Here is a 16,593-nt window from a genome sequence, read left to right on the forward strand (position 1 = left end):
GTCAGGACTTTCCAAGGTAGCGATCAAGGACATTCTGGGTGACGCGTTCGACCATCGGGTCTTGTCTTAGCAGGCCGGCCACCCATTCGCAGCTTCCGGCATGGAAGACTTCGCCCTTGCCGCGCGGGAAGTTGACGATCATGCCGTTGCCGCGTTTGACTTTTTCGAGATTGGCGTCGCTCGCCTCGCCAAACAAAGTCTCGGCGGTGAAGCGGCCATCCTCATCGGTGAGGAACTGGTCTTCGATCGGAATGTCGGCGCTTTCCTCGACCTGGGATGCCATGCCGACGGCGAGAACCTGCAAGCCTTCCGGCGCGCCGCTGGTTGCGGTGGGGTAGGGCAGGCCGCCGCGGATCTCGAAGTCGAGCCCGTCGACCTCATAGCCATAGACATGACTGTCGGCACCGAGCAGGTCGCCATAGTAGATACCGGTGCCGGCAAAGGCCCAGTGCTCCGGCCGGTAGACCGGAAAACCACGCACGCCGCGTGGCGCGCAGCCGCCCCAGCCGGCATAGACGCCGCGTGTCGCGTTGAGGCCGAAGGTTGCTGAACCCGGCCGGCCGATCTCCGGCGCTTCCCACGAATTGGTGGCGCGGGTGACGTCGCCGCCTTGGAGATAGGCGGGATCCTCCTTGCGCGCGCGGTATTTGTAGCAGACCTGCCGACGACCCTCGTCCTCCAGCCGCGTCTGCCACATGAAATTACCGGCAAAGCGCGCCGCGTGGCCGCCGCGTTCGACGTAGCTGTCGACCGCGTCGCGCATTTCCCAGGTCCAGTATTCGTCATGGCCGACGAAGACCGCGCAGTCATAGCCGTCGAGAATGTCGGGCGAAAAATGCAAATCGTGCTGGCTGGCGAGATCGACGGCATAGCCGGCCTGCTCGGCGAACCGGAAGAAATGGCTGTCGTAGCTCGCCCAGCCGGACGAGGCGTATTTCTTCGAATGGCCGGTGGCCAACGCCCATTCCATATGCGGATAGCGCGGCACCGTCTTCGGTGGGACGGCGACCTCCAACGGCACGCGCGGCGCATCTTTTGGCAGCACGACGAAGCCACGGCACCAGGGGCGCTGCGTCGACACGATCGGCGAATACTGGTTGCGATCCGGTCCGGTGATGCCCTGATAATGGTTGGAGCCGCCCCAGGTGTTGTAGGCAAGCCAGGTCCCCGTCGCGGCCACCTGCAGCACGCGGCCGGGCTTCCTCCCGGACTGGGGGCTGACGATGAACAGATGGTGGCTGTAGATCGGCCTGCCATCATGGCCAACGGCAGTCAGCGTTATCCGATAGGCACCGGACGGCCAGTCGCTCTCGACACGGAATTCGAAGGCGGCTTCCCAGCCACAACCCCCTGCGGAACATTGGTCTGAAGTGTCCTGCCAGACCGCCGCAATGCCCGATTTCTCGAACACTTTCGTCTCGGTGCCGCCGTCACGAACGATCGCCATGTTGAATGCTGGAGCCGTCGAACTGACATACAGCGTCACCGTCTCACCGGCGCGATAGGAAAAGCGGTCGCTGTAGCACCAGATCTCGCCGCGCTCGCCATCCATTCCTGGCCACTCGTAGTAATGGCCGCGCACTGCGTGGCGGCGCTGCTCCGCTGTCAGTCCGAAATCGGGGAATTCGGTTGGCAGATGGGTCATGAACACCGGAGAGGATCGAAGGCCGTCATTTCGGCCATCTGCCGGCCAAGCGTCAAATGGAAACGATCGGGCCAGCGATTGCTTAGCCGCTCTTGGCCGCACCCGGCAAACCGACTATCTCAGGCGAGGCGGTATTTTCCGCCGTGGGAGCCAGTATGCTCAAAGTGCAAAAGGTCAAGGTCGACGACATCTACGTGCCGACGGCGCGCAAGAAGACATTGCACCCCGAGACCGTCCGCCATCTCGCCGAGGACATATTGGAGAATGGCATGAAGACGCCGATCCAGGTCCGCCACGACGGCAAGCGTCATATCCTCGTCGAAGGTCTGCATCGGCTGGAAGCGGCCAGGTGGCTCGGCGAGACCGAGATTGACGCCTATCTGGTGCAAGCCAAGCGCCACTGACGCGGGTTCGGTTCGCGGTTCTCCCAGCGCATAGTCTCCAGATTTTTTCGCTGGCAGTGTCGGGTTGCCGGCGTGTGGTTCAGGAAGCCATTGCCCGGCGGGGCTGCCTGAGATGCTTGATGCCGTTCATCTCGACGAAATTCGTCGCCGCTTCCCAGAGATAATCGCCATAAAGAAACGGTTCGAAAGCCTCGGCGTCGCTTAGTGGCAGCGGCGCGATCTCGGCGTCGACACGCGGTTCATAGAAAAACGGGATCGAGAACCGCGCCGTCTTCGGCGCAATCACCCGGTGCCGCGTCGCTCGCACACGCCCGCCGGTCCAGCGCTCCAGCAACTGGCCGAAATTGACCGCCAGCGTGCCGTTGGCCGGCGGCACGTCGATCCATTCGCCTGCGAGGTTCTTTGCCTGCAAGCCCTCGACACCGTCCTGCGCCAGCAAGGTGACAAAACCGGAATCGGCATGCTCGCGGCCGATGATGGTGCGTGTCTCCCCCTTGTGGACCACCGAGAAGTCAGGCCCGCTGATGTCGATGCCCGCATTGGCGTCGCGCAGGGGATAGCGGATCAGACGCAGCGTCGAGATGCCATGCTCGAAATAGCGATCGAAGATCGTTTCCGGCAGGCCAAGCCCGCGCGCGATCGACCGCATCAGCGCGTTGCCGACGCTCTCCATCGCGCGGTAGTAATCCGCCGCAGCCGCGCGCCAGCCGGGCAGGGCGCTTTCGGCCGGCAAGGGCGTCGGCTCGCACAGCGGATCGTCGGATACCGAACGGCCGGTTGCACCAGCGATATCCGGCCCCATGTCGATGCCTTCCTTGTAGGAGACGGCTGTCGGCTGCAGCGGGAACCATCCGCGATAGACGTTCTTTTTTGTCTGGTCGAAATTCCAGCGCAGCAATTTCTGCTTCTCTGTGTCGGGAAGGGCGAAGATGCGCAGCAATTGCGCTCTTCTGTCCGGCGTCAGCCAGGCATCGCCGGGAAAATCCCGGACCGCCATGAAACCTATTCCCGAGGCAGCGGCCATGATGCTGGCGTCAGCGCGGTCGCGGGCGGCCGAGGGCGGCCCGAACAGATCCGCGATGCCGATGGTGTCGATGTCTTGCGCCATGGTGAACTCCATCGCATTCCGATTATCGATGGCGTTGTATCAAAGCTTTTCAATTGACCCTGTCGGTCATGCGACTAGCTTGCCGCTTATTCTCTCCAATCGTGGATCAAGGCGATGACTAAACATCAGGGCGGGTGCCTGTGCGGAGCGGTGCGCTATCGTGCCGACGCTATTCCCATCAACGAACGCGTCTGCCACTGCCGGCTTTGCCAGAAGGCGATCGGCGCCGCCTTCAACGCACGCGTGCTGTTTCGCATCGATGATGTGACCATTGAGGGGCCGCTGGCGACGGTGAACACCTCGCCCGATCTCAAGCGCGGGTTTTGCCCAAGCTGCGGCACGACGATGTTTTCGCGGCGCGACTCCGCCGGCATCATCGGCATCACCACCGGTTCGCTCGACGACCCCTCGGCCTTCAAGCCACAGATGCATATTTTCACCGCCTCGAAACAGCCCTGGGTGGTGCTCGATGACGGCCTGCCGCAATACGAAGGCGCTCCACCAGCCTAGACTTTCTCTCCCATCCACAGGCGCGAAGGGAAAGTGAAACCATGACCAAAATTTAATCCAAAACAACACGCGATAGCCGGCAAAACGTCATTGGCGGGCCATCATTGTCTTCCTATCTATGCTGCGCGGGCCGGCATTCGAGGAGACGACGGATGAACGACAGCATCAGCACCCTGGACGAGCTTTTGAGCGATCCGATGGTCCTGCTTGTCATGGAGCGCGACCGTGTGCGCCCGGAACAGGTACGCATGCTGCTCGAACGGGTCCGCAGCAGGGTGCCCGATGGTGCCCGTACCGATCAGCCGGTCGTTCCGCCGGCCCATATAGTGGCCAAAAGTTGTTTCCAGCAATGGCTGCGCAGTTAGGCGCGGTCAGTTGGAACTAGCCGGCAAATAGCTGTAATGGCTGCGGAAATAGGCGATTCTGAAGCCCAGGCGTGCATAGTTGCGATAGGCAGGGCCGTTGCGTTCCTCGTGCGGCGCCTCGATGTCGGCGACGAACAGTTTCGCGCCGGCCGCAATTCCGTCGCGCACCAGCGCTTCTCCAAGCACCGCGTCGAGATCGAAGCTCGGCGCCATGATGCCCGGCACCGGCGCTTCGATGCCGCTCCAGGCCGCGCCGTCGGCGCCGATGAACAGCGAGCGCACGGCCGCCACCGCGCCATCGCGCCTGGCCATGTAGTGATGCCAGCCCTGCCGGCCGACCAGAGCCAGCAGCCAGGGTGAGGTTGGCAGCCGGTAGCTTCTGTCGATGAAGCCGGCCCATTCGCTTGCCGATGCCTTCGTCACGCGTTCGACTGAAACCCCGTCAGCCATGAACAGCGGCTCGGATGACAGCGGTTCCGCCTCGCGATAAATCCGCTCCCAGCCGCCCTGGCGCTGCAGGCCGCGCGCCTCGAGCCAGCATCTGACGCGTGATGGTTCGGTGTGTGGATTGACATAGAACCAGGGCCGCGAAATGCCGGCGGCGCGGTAGTGCGCCAGCAGCGCGTCGAGCTGGCTTTCGGAGGCCGGGCTGTCGACGCCGAAATTCTTCACGCAGTTGAAATGGACGAACGGGATCGTCGTGCAGGTGGTCCAGGTGAGGTCGCCTTCTCCAGCTATCGAAAGCCCTTGCCTTGCGGCGAAATCGGCCGGCGCGGCGGCATAGAGGTCGAGCCAGGCGTTCACCTCGGCGCGCTCGATAATACGGCTGAGGTCGCGCGAGACATCGTCGATCGCAATGCCAGGCGGGTGCGGTTCGGGCAGGGGCTGCAATTCTGACAGGGCGGTCGGCATGGCTCTCCTCCGTCATTATCTTACAGTGTAAGATTAGCGAAGAATAATATGAATGCGCGGCTTGTCAAGCGGCGCCTTACAAATCCGTAAATAGGATTCCGGGGATCGCCAGACTATTGCTCGGGATCGCCCCTCATGGTTGTTCGACAGAAAGGCTCGATATGGCAGACATCTGCACTCAAGGCGTGGACACCGGCTTCGTCGGCCTGGGATTTGCCAAGGTCGCCTTTCTCGGCGTGGTGCAGGGCATCACCGAATTGCTGCCGATTTCCTCGACCGCCCATATGCGCATCGTGCCGGCGGTGCTCGGCTGGCAGGATCCGGGCTCCGCCTTCTCCGCCGCCATGCAGCTTGCAGCCCTTGCCGCCGTGATCAGCTATTTCTGGGGCGATGTCAGGGATCTTCTGTTCGGTTCGCTCGACGCGCTCACGCGCCGCGACTTCGCCGACCGGCATTTCCAGCTGGCTTCCTGGATCGTGCTGGCGACGATCCCGATCGTCATTGCCGGCGTCGCGCTATCGGGCGTTCTCAACGCCTGCAATTCGCCGCTGCGCAGCCTGAGCGTGATCGGCTGGTCCTGCATCGTCATGGCGATTTTGCTGGCGCTCGCCGAGATTTTCGCCCGCCACAAGCGCACCATCGGCGAAGCCTCGCTCACCGACGCACTGCTCGTCGGCGTGGCCCAGATCGGCGCGCTGATACCCGGCGTCTCGCGTTCTGGCTCAACCTTGACAGCAGCGCTGGGGCTCGGCTTCAAGCGGGCCGAGGCGGCGCGCTTCTCGTTCCTGCTCGGGCTGCCGGCGATCGCGCTGGCCGGTCTCAAGGAGTTGTGGGAACTGCACAAGGTTCATCTCGACGCCCATGGCTGGTCGGTCCTTGCCACCGGACTGGTCGTCGCCTCGATCTCCGCCTTCTTCGCCATCTGGGGCCTGATGCGCGTGCTGGAACGCTTCTCCGCCTGGCCCTTCGTCATCTACCGCGGCCTGCTCGGCGTCGTCCTGTTGCTCGGTGTGGCGATGGGATGGCTGGCTTAGCAGGCTCAGTGTTGCGCGCGAGCAACCACTTGGATGCGTGCGTCGATCCCCCGGAGAAGTGATCAACTGGGTTCATTGACTTCGGAAGATAACAGCCCTTAACATTCTGTTAACAAAACGGATGGGTGGGGCCGGATGGCATCCTCGATGGGTTGGCGCCGCAAGGCGAAGGGGCTGGGGCTGGCGGTTGCGCTGACCGCTTTCTGTTCGGTTGGGGCCTATGCAGCGCCTGCTTCCATGGTTGTCGGCGGCTCGACCTCCCAGCCGATCGGCCATTATGATTTTTGCAAGATCCATGTCGCCGAATGCTCGATCCGCTCGCCCAACAGCGTGCCGGAGCATCTGACCAGCAAACTGCTGCACGATATCTCAGCCGTGAATCTCTCGGTCAACACGCGCGTCAAGCCGATGAGCGACATGGACAATTACCGCAAGGACGAGTGGTGGGCCTATCCGGACAACGGTTTTGGCGACTGTGAGGATTACGCGCTGGAAAAGCGGCGTGAGCTCAACAGCCTGGGCATTGCCATAGCCAATCTTTTGATGACGGTGGTTCGCAAGCCGGATGGCGAAGGCCACGCGGTGCTGACGGTGCGCACCGACAAGGGCGACTTCATCCTCGACAATCTGACCGACAAGGTTCGCCTCTGGAACCAGACGAGCTATCGCTATCTGAAAAGGCAGGCGAGCGACAATACCGGGCACTGGGTCTCCATTCTGGGTGGCGACGAACAGCTGGTCAGCGCTGTCAAATAGTCGAGATCTTTGTATTGACGCAATTCCGGACGGAAAACCGCTTCACACTTTTCCTGGAATTGCTCAGTTGGCCCCGGCGCGTCCGAAATTGAAATCCGATCCGATCCTTTCGTGCCGGTCTTCCATGGTGCCAGCAAGTGGTGATAACCACGACAGCTGATTGAAGCTGGCATCCGCAGGCGCATGGACTTTCTGATACTTCTCAACGCCGCGCCCCTGCTGCTGGGCCTGGTCAAGGCCGCGCTGCCGCAGGCAGTCGCCACGACGATGGCACTCGGCCAATGGTTCGTGTCGCTGCCGCCGTGCCGCGACTTCGCCTTCGAGGCGACGAGCTACCTCATCTGCGAGGTTGATCCGAAACTTTATTCGATCGAACTGTTCTGGAAGGACCCGGCTGGCAAGCCTTTCCAGTCGCTGCACAATCTCGACACCGCCCAGCGTGCGGCCGGCCGCACCATGCTGTTTGCCATCAATGGCGGCATGTATCATCCAGACCTCAGGCCGGTTGGCCTCTATGTCGAACGTGGCCAGGAGATGGCCGGTGTGAAGACGGGATCGGGAAGCGGCAATTTCTCGCTACAGCCGAATGGCATCTTCTACATCAGCGGCGGCAAGGCCACGGTCCGGGCGACCAGGGATTTTGTCAGGAAGCGGCCATCCACCGACTATGCGACGCAATCCGGGCCGATGCTGGTGATCGACGGCCAGCTTCATCCGAAATTCCAGTCCGACGGCACCTCACTCAAGACCCGCGATGGCGTCGGGGTGCGCAAGGACGGTGTCGCGGTCTTTGCCATTTCGAACGGCACCGTGAACTTCCATGCATTCGCCCGGCTGTTTCGCGATGCGCTCGGCTGCGACAATGCGCTGTTTCTCGACGGCACGATATCGAGCCTGTTCGCGCCCGCGATTGGTCGCAACGATGATTATTGGAATCTGGGGCCGATGATCGGGGTGTTCAGGAAAAGGGGCTAGGTCGTGGTGAGGATTTAACTTTTACCTCAGCAGGATGTGGATTGCGCCGAGTGTGACGAAGCCCATGAAGTTGGCAAGCAGTTTGTCGTAGCGGGTTGCGATGCGCCGAAAGTGCTTGAGCTTGTTGAAGAAGCGCTCGACCAGATTGCGTTCCTTATAGAGATCCTTGTCGTAAGCATGCGGCCTGCGGCGGTTGGGCCGAGGTGGTATGACTGGCTCGGCACCGGCGTCCAGAATGGTGTCGTGAAAGTGCTCGGCATCATAGGCCCGATCGGCGATGACGAAGCGGCATGCGATCCCCTTGATCAAGGGGGCACCAAAAAGAACCTCGCCCCGATGGCCCGGGCTGGCAAGGAGGTTGGCAGGATTGCCGAGGCTATCGGTGGCGACGTGCAGCTTAGTGCCTAAGCCGCCCTTTGAGCGGCCCAGCCCCTGGGCATCAGGCCCCCCTTTTGCTTGCGCGCCCCGCTGGCGTGCTGATGGGCGCGGATGACGGTGGCGTCCACGCACAGCCATTCGAAATCCCCATCTTGGCTCAGCGCCTGGAAGAGATCATGTAAGACGCCCCGTCCCACCCAGTCGTAGTAGCGACGCTTCACGATACGATGGTCACCGAACCGCTCCGGCAGGTCGCGCCAGCGTGCCCCGGAACGGGCCATCCAGAAAATAGCATCCATGAACAGCCGGTTGTTGGTGCGTGGGCCGCGCTTGCCCTTGCAGCCACCAGGCATCAGAGGTGCTAATCGCGCCCATTGCGCATCGTTCAGGCGATCTGGATCGTAGCTCTCGGCCAAGACTGCTTCTCCCAAAAGCAGTCTTGAATCTGATTTGCCCGATCCTGGGAATCCCAACCGTTAAATCCTCACCACGACCTAACATTACAGTTGCGGTTTAGATTTCAGATGAGCTCGTCGAGCGGCCGCCTGATGGGCGCGCCTCCAGCATGACCATGCGATGACGTAGGCGGGTTTTATGCGACGCTGGGCGAGTCTGATGGCGATGCGCCGGACTTCCTGGATAGACCAGCGGATCAAATCCTGATGGTCGGCATCCGCGGTCTTTTTTGGGGCGTCACGTCATTGGCGCGGTATCGGATCACCGCCATCATGGCGAAGGCCAGCATGACGAGGGAGACGTGGCGATGCCAGCCATGCCATGACCGGGTTTCGTTGTGATCGAGTCCGAGCTCGTTCTTGGCGGTCTCGAAGCTGTCTTCGATCGCCCAGCGATGGCCTTCAACGGAAACGAGCGTCTGGATGCCCGTCCCGGCCGGGCACCATGTGGTGAAGAATGCGAGATCACCGTCGCTGATATTGCGCCGGATTAGGAGGCCACGGGTCCAAAGCCCCGATTTCGTCTCGTTATATTCGTCGGCATCGAGATCGGCGAGTTCGCAGTAGGCCCAGTCATGAAGCCGCGCGCCTTTGGTGCCCTCACCGGCGGAAAGACGCTGCCATGCAGTTGGATCAAGATCACGGGCGATCTCCTGAGCTGTGCCGGCGACCGGAGGCTTACCCGACCAGGAGCCGAAATGGTGGTCCGATTTGACCCCAAGAACGTAGCCTTTGCAGGCTCGGCGCAGGGTTCCTTCGACGTCCCCGACGCCATACACCGCATCTGCGGCCACCCATGAAAACGGCACATCGGCTGCCAGCGCACGCCGTATCATATCGACAGCCAAGCCTGGCTTGGTAGCGAAGGCTATAGCCTCAGGAACATGGGTTGCTGCAAGCCTTGCCCGATCTCCGGTCCAGCTTTTGGGCAAGTACAAGGCCCGGTCGATAAAGGCATGACCGCGAGCGGACACATAGGCGGCGAACACACCGATCTGGCAGTTCGTTATCTTGCCTGCCGAACCTGTATATTGACGCGCAACACCGCACGACGTCTTGCCCTGCTTGAGGAAGCCCGTCTCGTCGATGACCAGGACCGCATCATCCGTGGCGAGGTTTTCTACAACATACTCTCGCACGATGTCGCGAAGTGCGTCCGCGTCCCAACGCCCGCGACCCAGAACGGCTTGTTGCCGCCACGGGCCGGGGTCACCGGCCGCCTCAGCGCGCATCCAACCTGTCTTACGCCGCTCGTCACCCAGCAGGCCGTCCAGGAAGAGGTTCGCAGAGGCTGCAACTCGCTCCTGCGTAAACAGTCCGCGCATGCGAGCCTTCACGTCACGCAGCGATGATGCCCAAAGCTCAAGCGTCGTCTCGATTGATGCACCTGTCATCCATGACCTCCGAATCATGGAGACCCATAGATTCAGACCGTAGATAAATATGCAACTGTAATGCTAAGGCTTGTTGAGATTCATCGTGAGTTAATGACGGCAGCCGCGAGATTGATGAAGGCTGCAAAGCTATGGTCGGTTTTGTCGGCACGCATGGCGATGCGCTTGAACTCCTTGAGTTTGCAGAAGAAGTTCTCGATTAGGTGGCGCCATTTGTAGAGTTCCTTGTCGAGCGGCAGGGGAGAAGCGCGACGGGAGTGCTGTGAAATAACGATCTTGGCGCCGCGCTCGTTCAGATCGGCAATGATGGTGTTGCTGTCGAAGGCTTTGTCGGCGATCAAGCCGCCGAAGCAGACACCATCAATGAGCGGTGCAACGCCCACCGTGTCGAACCGCTGGCCGGGCAAAAGGACAAAGCGCACCAGATTTCCAAGTGCATCGGTGAGCGCCAGGATTTTGGTGGTCATGCCGCCCTTGGAGCGGCCTATGGCCTGGCTTTGAGTCCCCCTTTTGCGCCCTGTCCATGGCGGTGGACCTTGACGATGGTGGCATCGACCATGGCGTATTCCATGTCCGGTTCATCCGAGCAGGCCTCGAAAAGCTTTATAAAAACATCGGCTTTGACCCAATCGCGGTAGCGCTTGAAAACGGTGTTCCAGCTCCCGAAGAAGGCGGGAAGATCTCGCCATGGGCTTCCGGTCCGCACGATCCAAAGCAAGGCTTCAATGAAGCGGCGATTGTCACCCCCACTTCGTCCGGGGTCGGTTGGTTTACCCAGACAATGCGGTTCCATCTTCGCCCATTGGGCGTCCGTCAGCACGAATCGGTCCATCCAAAGCTTGAATCACAACCAAGCCAAAACTGGAATCCTGAATCTCAACAAGCCTTAGTGCATGTCGCCCAAAAGTGATCTCGGTTTTGGGAGAACGACATGCATCAAAACAAAGACCTAAAGCGCGTCGCGTGTACCCGCTTCGATGCAACGCGCTTTAGGCGCGGGCGGTTCGCCTGCGCCGGAGCTTGAGGGCGATCACCGCGATGATGATCAAGGCGATCGCGGCGATCCCAGCCAACCCGAACAGGCTGGTCACATCGAGTTCGGGGATGCTGCCGGCGCCCTTGGCCACCAGCCATCCCGGCGACAGCACGACCGGAGCCCAGATGATCGCCGACAGGATGTTGGCGATCTGGAAGCGGCGCCGGTGCATGCCCATCATGCCCGCGACCAGTGGCACGGTGGCACGGACCGGGCCGAAGAATCGGCCGATGAAAACCGCTGCAAAACCATAACGATGGAAGAACAGCCGCGCCCTGGCGACCTCGCGGCGGTAGCGGTTGAGCGGCCATTTATGGACGACACCGCGCCCCAGCCATCTGCCGAGGAAGTAGGAGATGGTATCGCCGAGCGCCGCCCCGATCATCGCGGCGAGAAGTACCGGCAGAGGCTGGACGATGCCGGCTCCCACCAGGCCGCCGACGATGATGAGCACCGTGGTGCCAGGCAGGAGAATGCCGACCAGCACCAGTGACTCGCCGAAGGCCAGCAGCCCGACCACGAGGCCGGCCCAGGCCTGATGGTTCTCGATGAAACAGACGCTCTGGTCGATGAACGACTGCACGCAGGCTCCCTGTTAAAAGCGTTTCTCAGCTGCCGCTGTCGAGCAGGCTTCTGAGTTCGTCGAGCTTGTCGTTGACGAGCCAGCCGTAATAATTCTCGACCGGCAGCTTGCGGCCCTTGCCACCGGCAACCGCCGCGCGCAGGTCGGCCGCGCGCAGCCGGGGCTGGCCGACATTGTAGAGCGTCGCGGTGATGCCCGGATTGCCTGAGATGTCGAAGCCCTGTTCCTTGTAGGCATCGATGGCGTCGCGCACGATCGCGGCGATGTAGACGATGCTGCGGTCGGGATCCATGACATCGCGATAGATCGCCTGCGGATGATCCGGCGTCAGCCTGTCGTAACCGCTCACCTTGTTGACCAGGTCGGTCACCTCAAGCGCGGTCAGCGGGCTGATCTGGCCGAGGCCGAATGTCTGGCCGGCGAAGAAGGGCTGGAAGAAGGCCTGCTGGAAGGTCATCGCGTCATAGGTAACGCCGTCGACCGTCTTGCCGCGGAAACGGTCGACCCACACCCTGTCGCGGCAACTCCAAAGAGTGGCACTGTCCTTGGCCTCGGCGCAGGCCGCGAATTCCGGCCGCTGGACAAAGGTCTGCACCGGCACGCCCTTGTAGCGGAAGGCAAAGTCGAGGCCGGAATAGGACAGCGCCTTCACATAGTAGGTCTGGACCGAACCGACAGCGGTCACATTGTAGGTATGTTCGCCGACCAGAGCGCCGACGATATGGATGGGGTCGATATCGTAAGCCGCCGCCACCTGCTTGATATGCGCCACCAGTTTCTTCTCGCGCTTCAGCAGCGCGACAATCTTCTGGTATTTTTCCGCATAGGTGGTCTTGAAGGCCCGGGTCCGCGTCGCCGATGCATCCGGGATCGGCGGTTGCGTCTGCGAGCGATTACCGGGGGGAACGACGGTCAGCGCGCTGGCGTGCGCGGTCTCGCCCATGAGCGCGCCGCCGCAGGACAGGGCCACGAGCAGGGGGGACCAGGAGAAGCCGCTGCAACGCAATCATCGGGCGCCTTTTTGGGAATCGTGGGAAATGCCGGCGGCAAACGCCGCATCCCGTCTCAACAGCCACATCATGGCACTGTCAAGGCTGAGCCGACCGTCGACGGAGAACGTCTGAAACGGGTCACAGTCATGGTAAAAAACTTGATTCAAACTTTATTGGTAATTTCTCGTTCATAACTGGGCTGGTTGTCCGTGGGCCGTTGCCTTCGGTCTGTTGTGTTTTGAGTACAGGTCCAGATGCGGTTACCAGGCGCCATCAGTTTCGTGATCGCAGCGCTGTGCCTTGCCGGCTGCTCGTCGACATCGGGCATGGACGCGCTCGACATGCAGAAGCCGTCGAATGAAACCACCAGCTCGGTGGTGCGGCCAAGCGCACCGATCGCGTCTGTACCCATGACCAAGGCCAACAAGGTGCGCAAGCTGGCCGAGGCCGCGCCCGCTGACGACAATGCTCCGCCTTTCGGCCTGGCGGAGGAAGAGACGGTGGCGTTTCCGGCGCCTGAATTGCCGGACAGCGTCGATCCGCCGGTCGAGCCGGCAGCCCTGGTCTCGCCGCCAAAGCTCTTGTCGCGCGCAGCCCCGCCGATGCTTGCCGGGCCGGTCACGCGCTACGGCTTTCGCGATGCCAAGCCGATCAATTTCGGCCGCTCCTCGCCCCGGCACCTTGCCGTGCACGGCGTCGACGTATCGCGCTGGCAAGGTGACGTGAACTGGGGGAAGCTGCGTGCCCAGGGCGCCAATTTCGCCTACATCAAGGCGACCGATGGCGGCGACCACCTCGATCCGATGTTCATGAAGAACTGGCGCAATGCCGATGCCGCCGGGCTGAAGCGTGGCGCCTATCATTTCTTCTACTGGTGCCGCACCGCCGGCGAGCAGGCCGACTGGTTCATCCGCAACGTGCCGAAGGTCGATGGCGCCTTGCCGCCGGTAATCGATGTCGAATGGAATGGCGATTCCAGCTGCCAAAGGCGGCCGTCGCGCGAAAAGGTGCTGGAGAAGATGCAGGTGTTCATGGACAAGCTGGAGCGTCACTACGGCCAGCGTCCGATCATCTACACCTCGCCGGATTTCTATCGCGACAACCTCCAGGGCGCCTTTCTCGACTATCCCTTCTGGCTGCGCGCGGTGGCACGGCACCCGTCGAAGGTCTATCCCGGCCGCAAATGGCTGTTCTGGCAGTATTCCGGCTCAGGCCTGTCGCACGGCGTGACCGGCCGCATCGACCTCAACGTCTTCCATGGCGACGAGCGGCAATGGCGCGCCTGGGCCGGCGGCGGCGGCCGTCAGATGATGGCCGACGCGGACTAGGGTTCGCGTCGGCCTTCGCTCTGGTTCTGCCGCCTATTGGAGCTGGTTGCCCCCGCCATTCCTCTCCTCGCTCAGCCGCAGCTTTCTCCTCAAAGCCATGATCTCGGCAATCGCGGCATCGATCATGGTGAGAAGTGTCAACGTGTCGTGCTGGGTTGGATCGGCTCTGACATAGGCGAGCTGATTGACGATGTCGGTGTCGTCTTCGGTTTCGTCGCTCTTGGCCATCTTCCGGCTATCCTCCCTGAGAATTTCTCCATCGGATCGCATCGGTCGTCAAATTACCCTTCCATCACGTCATCGTGTCGATGGGCATAGGCAACACTATGGCTTTTGCTAACGGGCCGCCAATCCCACTGGTCCTGTCTGGCGCGCTTCTTGCGCTCGAATATCCGCGGTCTGCGCCAGCACCCAGTCCCGGAACACCTTGATCTTAGGCGTGTTGCGGCGGCTTTCCAGGTGCACCAGCCAATAGCCGTCGCCGTCGGATCCGACGATGTCGAAAGGTTTTATCAGCTGCCCCTTCGCCAAAAGCGCGCTGTAGAGGTTTTGGGTGAGGATGGCAGCAGCCTGATCGGTCAGAGCCGCCATGGCGTCATAAGACTGCCCGCCGAGTGCCGGGCCTGGGATGATGCGAGCGGGATCGAAGGGCACGCCGGCCGCTTCGAACCAGATTTTCCACCAGGGCGTTGCAGCGCCTGTTCCTGGAAAAAGACCGACAAGGCCGTCAGCGCCCGTTGCGTGCTGGCGCCGTACACGGAGGGCACCGTGCCCGCCGGCGTCAAGCGCTACACATTCAGCCCCGACGTTGCCTATGCGAAGGAACTGACGGCACTTGCCGACCCCAACGAAGTTCCCGAACCGCCCTGCGGCGACTGGGGCGAAATGCCTGACGGCATCCAGTATTTCGAGGTGCCGGCGGGTGAGGGGCGCAAGGTGCTGTTTGTCCGGGTGGGGCAAGACGAGCCGTTGTTTGACGAGCAGACGCTCAGGGTGCAGTAGGCGCTACGCCGATCCTAAATATTGGAATAGCTCGATCTGAACCGGGTTAGCCTCATCCGGCTTGGAGTTATTGTCGATGATCTTCAGGATTTCCTCCCGAGATCTAGCCAAACGGAAGAGGCGATAGTTTGCAACTTTTTGATTCCGCTCGACAAAAGTCCTCAGGATGCTGCTCGCCTTCTCAATCAGGCCAATGGCTATTGTCGTCTCTGACAACGGAATGGAAGCCCGGCGCATGAGTTCACCAATGACGAATAGTAAATGAAAATGGCCTTCGATCAGCCATGATTCCTCAAAGGAATTTCGAGTAACCGATGCCTGCCAGGCTAGGATTTCTTTTCTGCGACGCTCGATCACGGAATAACATTCGTGCGCCGCGATTATTATCTCGGGCGTTACTGCGTGAGGATTGAATGCCTCCTCATATAGGTCGCCAAATATATCGTTCGAATTAGTTTTGCTCTTCGTCGGTTCGCCGCAAAGGTACGCCAGGACGAGCTGGCCTGCTCTCGCCGCATCGATCATCCTCATTCCTGGACGAGGTGCGTTCTCTCCGCGCTTCCTGACATAGAAATAGTTGTGAGGCCGAAGACACTCAACAAGTTGGCGCTGTATGTTGTCGTTTGCTCTCAAGTCGCGATTCAGGATGCGGCTCTGAGTGTTGCTTGCGAGAGCAACCCGTTCGATAAATGTACTATCGTTCGTTTCGATGATTTTCACATGAACATAGCCGTCGGCTAGGTCGGCCATGGTTCCGGTCGAAACCGCATGAATGACAGTCGCGGTTTGACAGCCATTCACGATCTGAGGGTTTACCATCGTTATAGGGTGTCGGCCATTCGCTACTGAAACTATCTGTTCGCAAACGATTGTAAGACCGGAGTTCAAGAACCAAAAATCGCTTGCCTGTCCGGACAGTAATGTTTCGCGGATTTCCCTATTGACCTCATTATCCAAGCCAAGGAAATATCGAACGTTTTGCCAAATTAATCGTTCATCGAATGTTTGATTTTCTGCGCTGAGAAACTGAGTCAGTTCCTTCAACGAGACCTTCAGCATGACAGCCCGCTTGTTGGCCTCTTTTACGCTGAACGCAGCATCATCTGACGGAACAATCTTTTTCTGAACCGAGGCTTAGTGGCCTTTACGACACCATGAGATAGCTCGAACAATCCATATTCGAACAGCGCAATTTCGTGACGGCTCAGAGCTTCAACTAGTCGGTTGTGAGCATCTCTTTGAAGTGTGGCCTGGTTTGAAAAGAGATGAACCGAAATCCGATAACTCTCTTCCGCAAAAATATCCCATATTTCCCTAACTTTGGCAGCTAGAGGGCCGTTACATGTTTTAAGCATGTCCTCGCGATTAAGAACGAGGTCTTCAACAAAAGAGATTATCTTATCAATTTCGTCGCCGGGGAAATTCTTCCGAGAATTTTTATATGAGACAACCGTCTTGCATGACCCGATATTTATTACACGATTGTCGTGGTCGATATAGACAATGTCGATGCCGCGGTCATCAAAGCCGTCAACGATATACTCGGCGACTTCTGGTTGAGGTAGCCCAAAGACAGTTTCTAACGCTAGTCTAGTGAATGCATCACTGCGCGAGACGCTGGCGCTCTCACGTTCCCGTATGCCGCTTTCAACGACGCCGAAATCTAGGATTGTCGGCGTCGTTGCATTTACGACTTTTGGGCTCAATCAAATCCCC

Annotated in this window: 20 protein-coding genes; 8 read left to right on the forward strand and 12 right to left on the reverse strand. The window is 60.2% G+C overall.

The window, feature by feature from the left end:
• Window position 1: 1 nt before the first annotated feature.
• On the reverse strand, window positions 2-1,645 hold the full coding sequence (locus HB778_RS28200) for a N,N-dimethylformamidase beta subunit family domain-containing protein (RefSeq protein WP_183458696.1): 1,644 nt from the start codon (window positions 1,643-1,645) through the stop codon (window positions 2-4).
• A gap of 155 nt (window positions 1,646-1,800) precedes the next feature.
• Between HB778_RS28200 and HB778_RS28205 the strand changes: the two genes are divergently transcribed.
• A complete protein-coding gene (locus HB778_RS28205; RefSeq protein WP_183458698.1) occupies window positions 1,801-2,049 on the forward strand; it encodes a ParB N-terminal domain-containing protein in 249 nt (82 codons plus the stop codon).
• A gap of 79 nt (window positions 2,050-2,128) precedes the next feature.
• On the opposite strand, the gene HB778_RS28210 is transcribed toward HB778_RS28205, so the two are convergent.
• Window positions 2,129-3,157 carry an isopenicillin N synthase family dioxygenase gene (locus tag HB778_RS28210; protein WP_183458701.1) on the reverse strand — a complete coding sequence of 343 codons (1,029 nt, stop codon included), beginning with the start codon at window positions 3,155-3,157 and terminating at the stop codon, window positions 2,129-2,131.
• A gap of 114 nt (window positions 3,158-3,271) precedes the next feature.
• Here HB778_RS28210 and HB778_RS28215 point away from each other — a divergent pair, with 114 nt between their 5' ends.
• Together HB778_RS28215 and HB778_RS28220 are read left to right on the forward strand one after the other, a co-directional pair.
• Window positions 3,272-3,667: a GFA family protein gene (locus tag HB778_RS28215; protein WP_183458703.1), complete on the forward strand. Its 396-nt coding sequence runs from the start codon at window positions 3,272-3,274 to the stop codon at window positions 3,665-3,667.
• Between the two features lie 152 nt (window positions 3,668-3,819).
• A complete protein-coding gene (locus tag HB778_RS28220; protein WP_183458705.1) occupies window positions 3,820-4,032 on the forward strand; it encodes a hypothetical protein in 213 nt (70 codons plus the stop codon).
• Between the two features lie 6 nt (window positions 4,033-4,038).
• Here the strand turns inward: HB778_RS28220 and HB778_RS28225 are convergent, their stop codons facing one another.
• Complete coding sequence (locus HB778_RS28225; RefSeq protein WP_183458707.1) at window positions 4,039-4,944, reverse strand: hypothetical protein; 906 nt, start codon at window positions 4,942-4,944, stop codon at window positions 4,039-4,041.
• 161 nt (window positions 4,945-5,105) lie between these two features.
• On the opposite strand from HB778_RS28225, the gene HB778_RS28230 reads away from it, so the two are divergent.
• From HB778_RS28230 to HB778_RS28240, 3 genes are all read left to right on the forward strand, one after another.
• Window positions 5,106-5,978, forward strand: a complete 873-nt coding sequence (locus HB778_RS28230; protein WP_183458709.1) for an undecaprenyl-diphosphate phosphatase — start codon at window positions 5,106-5,108, stop codon at window positions 5,976-5,978.
• Window positions 5,979-6,113: 135 nt separating this feature from the next.
• Window positions 6,114-6,734, forward strand: coding sequence for a transglutaminase-like cysteine peptidase (locus tag HB778_RS28235; protein WP_183458711.1), 621 nt, complete (start codon window positions 6,114-6,116; stop codon window positions 6,732-6,734).
• A gap of 183 nt (window positions 6,735-6,917) precedes the next feature.
• Window positions 6,918-7,709 (forward strand): phosphodiester glycosidase family protein, encoded by a 792-nt coding sequence (locus HB778_RS28240; RefSeq protein ID WP_183458713.1) that lies wholly within the window; start codon window positions 6,918-6,920, stop codon window positions 7,707-7,709.
• A gap of 21 nt (window positions 7,710-7,730) precedes the next feature.
• Here the strand turns inward: HB778_RS28240 and HB778_RS28245 are convergent.
• From HB778_RS28245 to HB778_RS28265, 5 genes are all read right to left on the reverse strand, one after another.
• A protein-coding gene (locus tag HB778_RS28245) for an IS5 family transposase (protein WP_432421263.1) occupies window positions 7,731-8,440 on the reverse strand; the annotation gives its coding sequence in 2 pieces (ribosomal slippage) (window positions 7,731-8,164 and window positions 8,164-8,440; 711 coding nt in all).
• Window positions 8,441-8,739: 299 nt separating this feature from the next.
• Window positions 8,740-9,954, reverse strand: coding sequence for an IS701 family transposase (locus HB778_RS28250; RefSeq protein ID WP_183445108.1), 1,215 nt, complete (start codon window positions 9,952-9,954; stop codon window positions 8,740-8,742).
• A gap of 62 nt (window positions 9,955-10,016) precedes the next feature.
• Window positions 10,017-10,768, reverse strand: a protein-coding gene (locus HB778_RS28255; protein WP_183457067.1) for an IS5 family transposase whose coding sequence is annotated in 2 segments (ribosomal slippage) — window positions 10,017-10,438 and window positions 10,438-10,768 — 753 coding nt in all. Because the reading frame shifts where the segments join, the coding sequence is not laid out codon by codon here.
• A gap of 157 nt (window positions 10,769-10,925) precedes the next feature.
• Entirely contained in the window at window positions 10,926-11,555 is a 630-nt protein-coding gene (locus tag HB778_RS28260; protein ID WP_183458715.1) for a DedA family protein, read from the reverse strand.
• Between the two features lie 25 nt (window positions 11,556-11,580).
• Window positions 11,581-12,498, reverse strand: coding sequence for a DUF1402 family protein (locus HB778_RS28265; protein ID WP_244661656.1), 918 nt, complete (start codon window positions 12,496-12,498; stop codon window positions 11,581-11,583).
• 303 nt (window positions 12,499-12,801) lie between these two features.
• Between HB778_RS28265 and HB778_RS28270 the strand changes: the two genes are divergently transcribed.
• Complete coding sequence (locus HB778_RS28270; RefSeq protein ID WP_183458717.1) at window positions 12,802-13,875, forward strand: glycoside hydrolase family 25 protein; 1,074 nt, start codon at window positions 12,802-12,804, stop codon at window positions 13,873-13,875.
• A gap of 33 nt (window positions 13,876-13,908) precedes the next feature.
• Here HB778_RS28270 and HB778_RS28275 read toward each other — a convergent pair whose 3' ends face one another.
• Both HB778_RS28275 and HB778_RS28280 read right to left on the reverse strand, forming a co-directional pair.
• On the reverse strand, window positions 13,909-14,103 hold the full coding sequence (locus HB778_RS28275) for a hypothetical protein (RefSeq protein ID WP_183458718.1): 195 nt from the start codon (window positions 14,101-14,103) through the stop codon (window positions 13,909-13,911).
• 108 nt (window positions 14,104-14,211) lie between these two features.
• Window positions 14,212-14,466: a hypothetical protein gene (locus HB778_RS28280; protein ID WP_244661657.1), complete on the reverse strand. Its 255-nt coding sequence runs from the start codon at window positions 14,464-14,466 to the stop codon at window positions 14,212-14,214.
• 177 nt (window positions 14,467-14,643) lie between these two features.
• On the opposite strand from HB778_RS28280, the gene HB778_RS28285 reads away from it, so the two are divergent.
• Window positions 14,644-14,877, forward strand: coding sequence for a hypothetical protein (locus HB778_RS28285; RefSeq protein WP_244661658.1), 234 nt, complete (start codon window positions 14,644-14,646; stop codon window positions 14,875-14,877).
• 3 nt (window positions 14,878-14,880) lie between these two features.
• Here HB778_RS28285 and HB778_RS28290 read toward each other — a convergent pair whose 3' ends face one another.
• Both HB778_RS28290 and HB778_RS28295 read right to left on the reverse strand, forming a co-directional pair.
• A complete protein-coding gene (locus HB778_RS28290) occupies window positions 14,881-15,936 on the reverse strand; it encodes an AIPR family protein (RefSeq protein WP_183458720.1) in 1,056 nt (351 codons plus the stop codon).
• Between the two features lie 23 nt (window positions 15,937-15,959).
• Complete coding sequence (locus HB778_RS28295; RefSeq protein WP_183458722.1) at window positions 15,960-16,583, reverse strand: hypothetical protein; 624 nt, start codon at window positions 16,581-16,583, stop codon at window positions 15,960-15,962.
• Window positions 16,584-16,593: the final 10 nt, after the last annotated feature.

The organism is Mesorhizobium huakuii (assembly GCF_014189455.1).
In the GTDB taxonomy this organism is placed as follows: Bacteria; Pseudomonadota; Alphaproteobacteria; order Rhizobiales; family Rhizobiaceae; genus Mesorhizobium; species Mesorhizobium huakuii_A.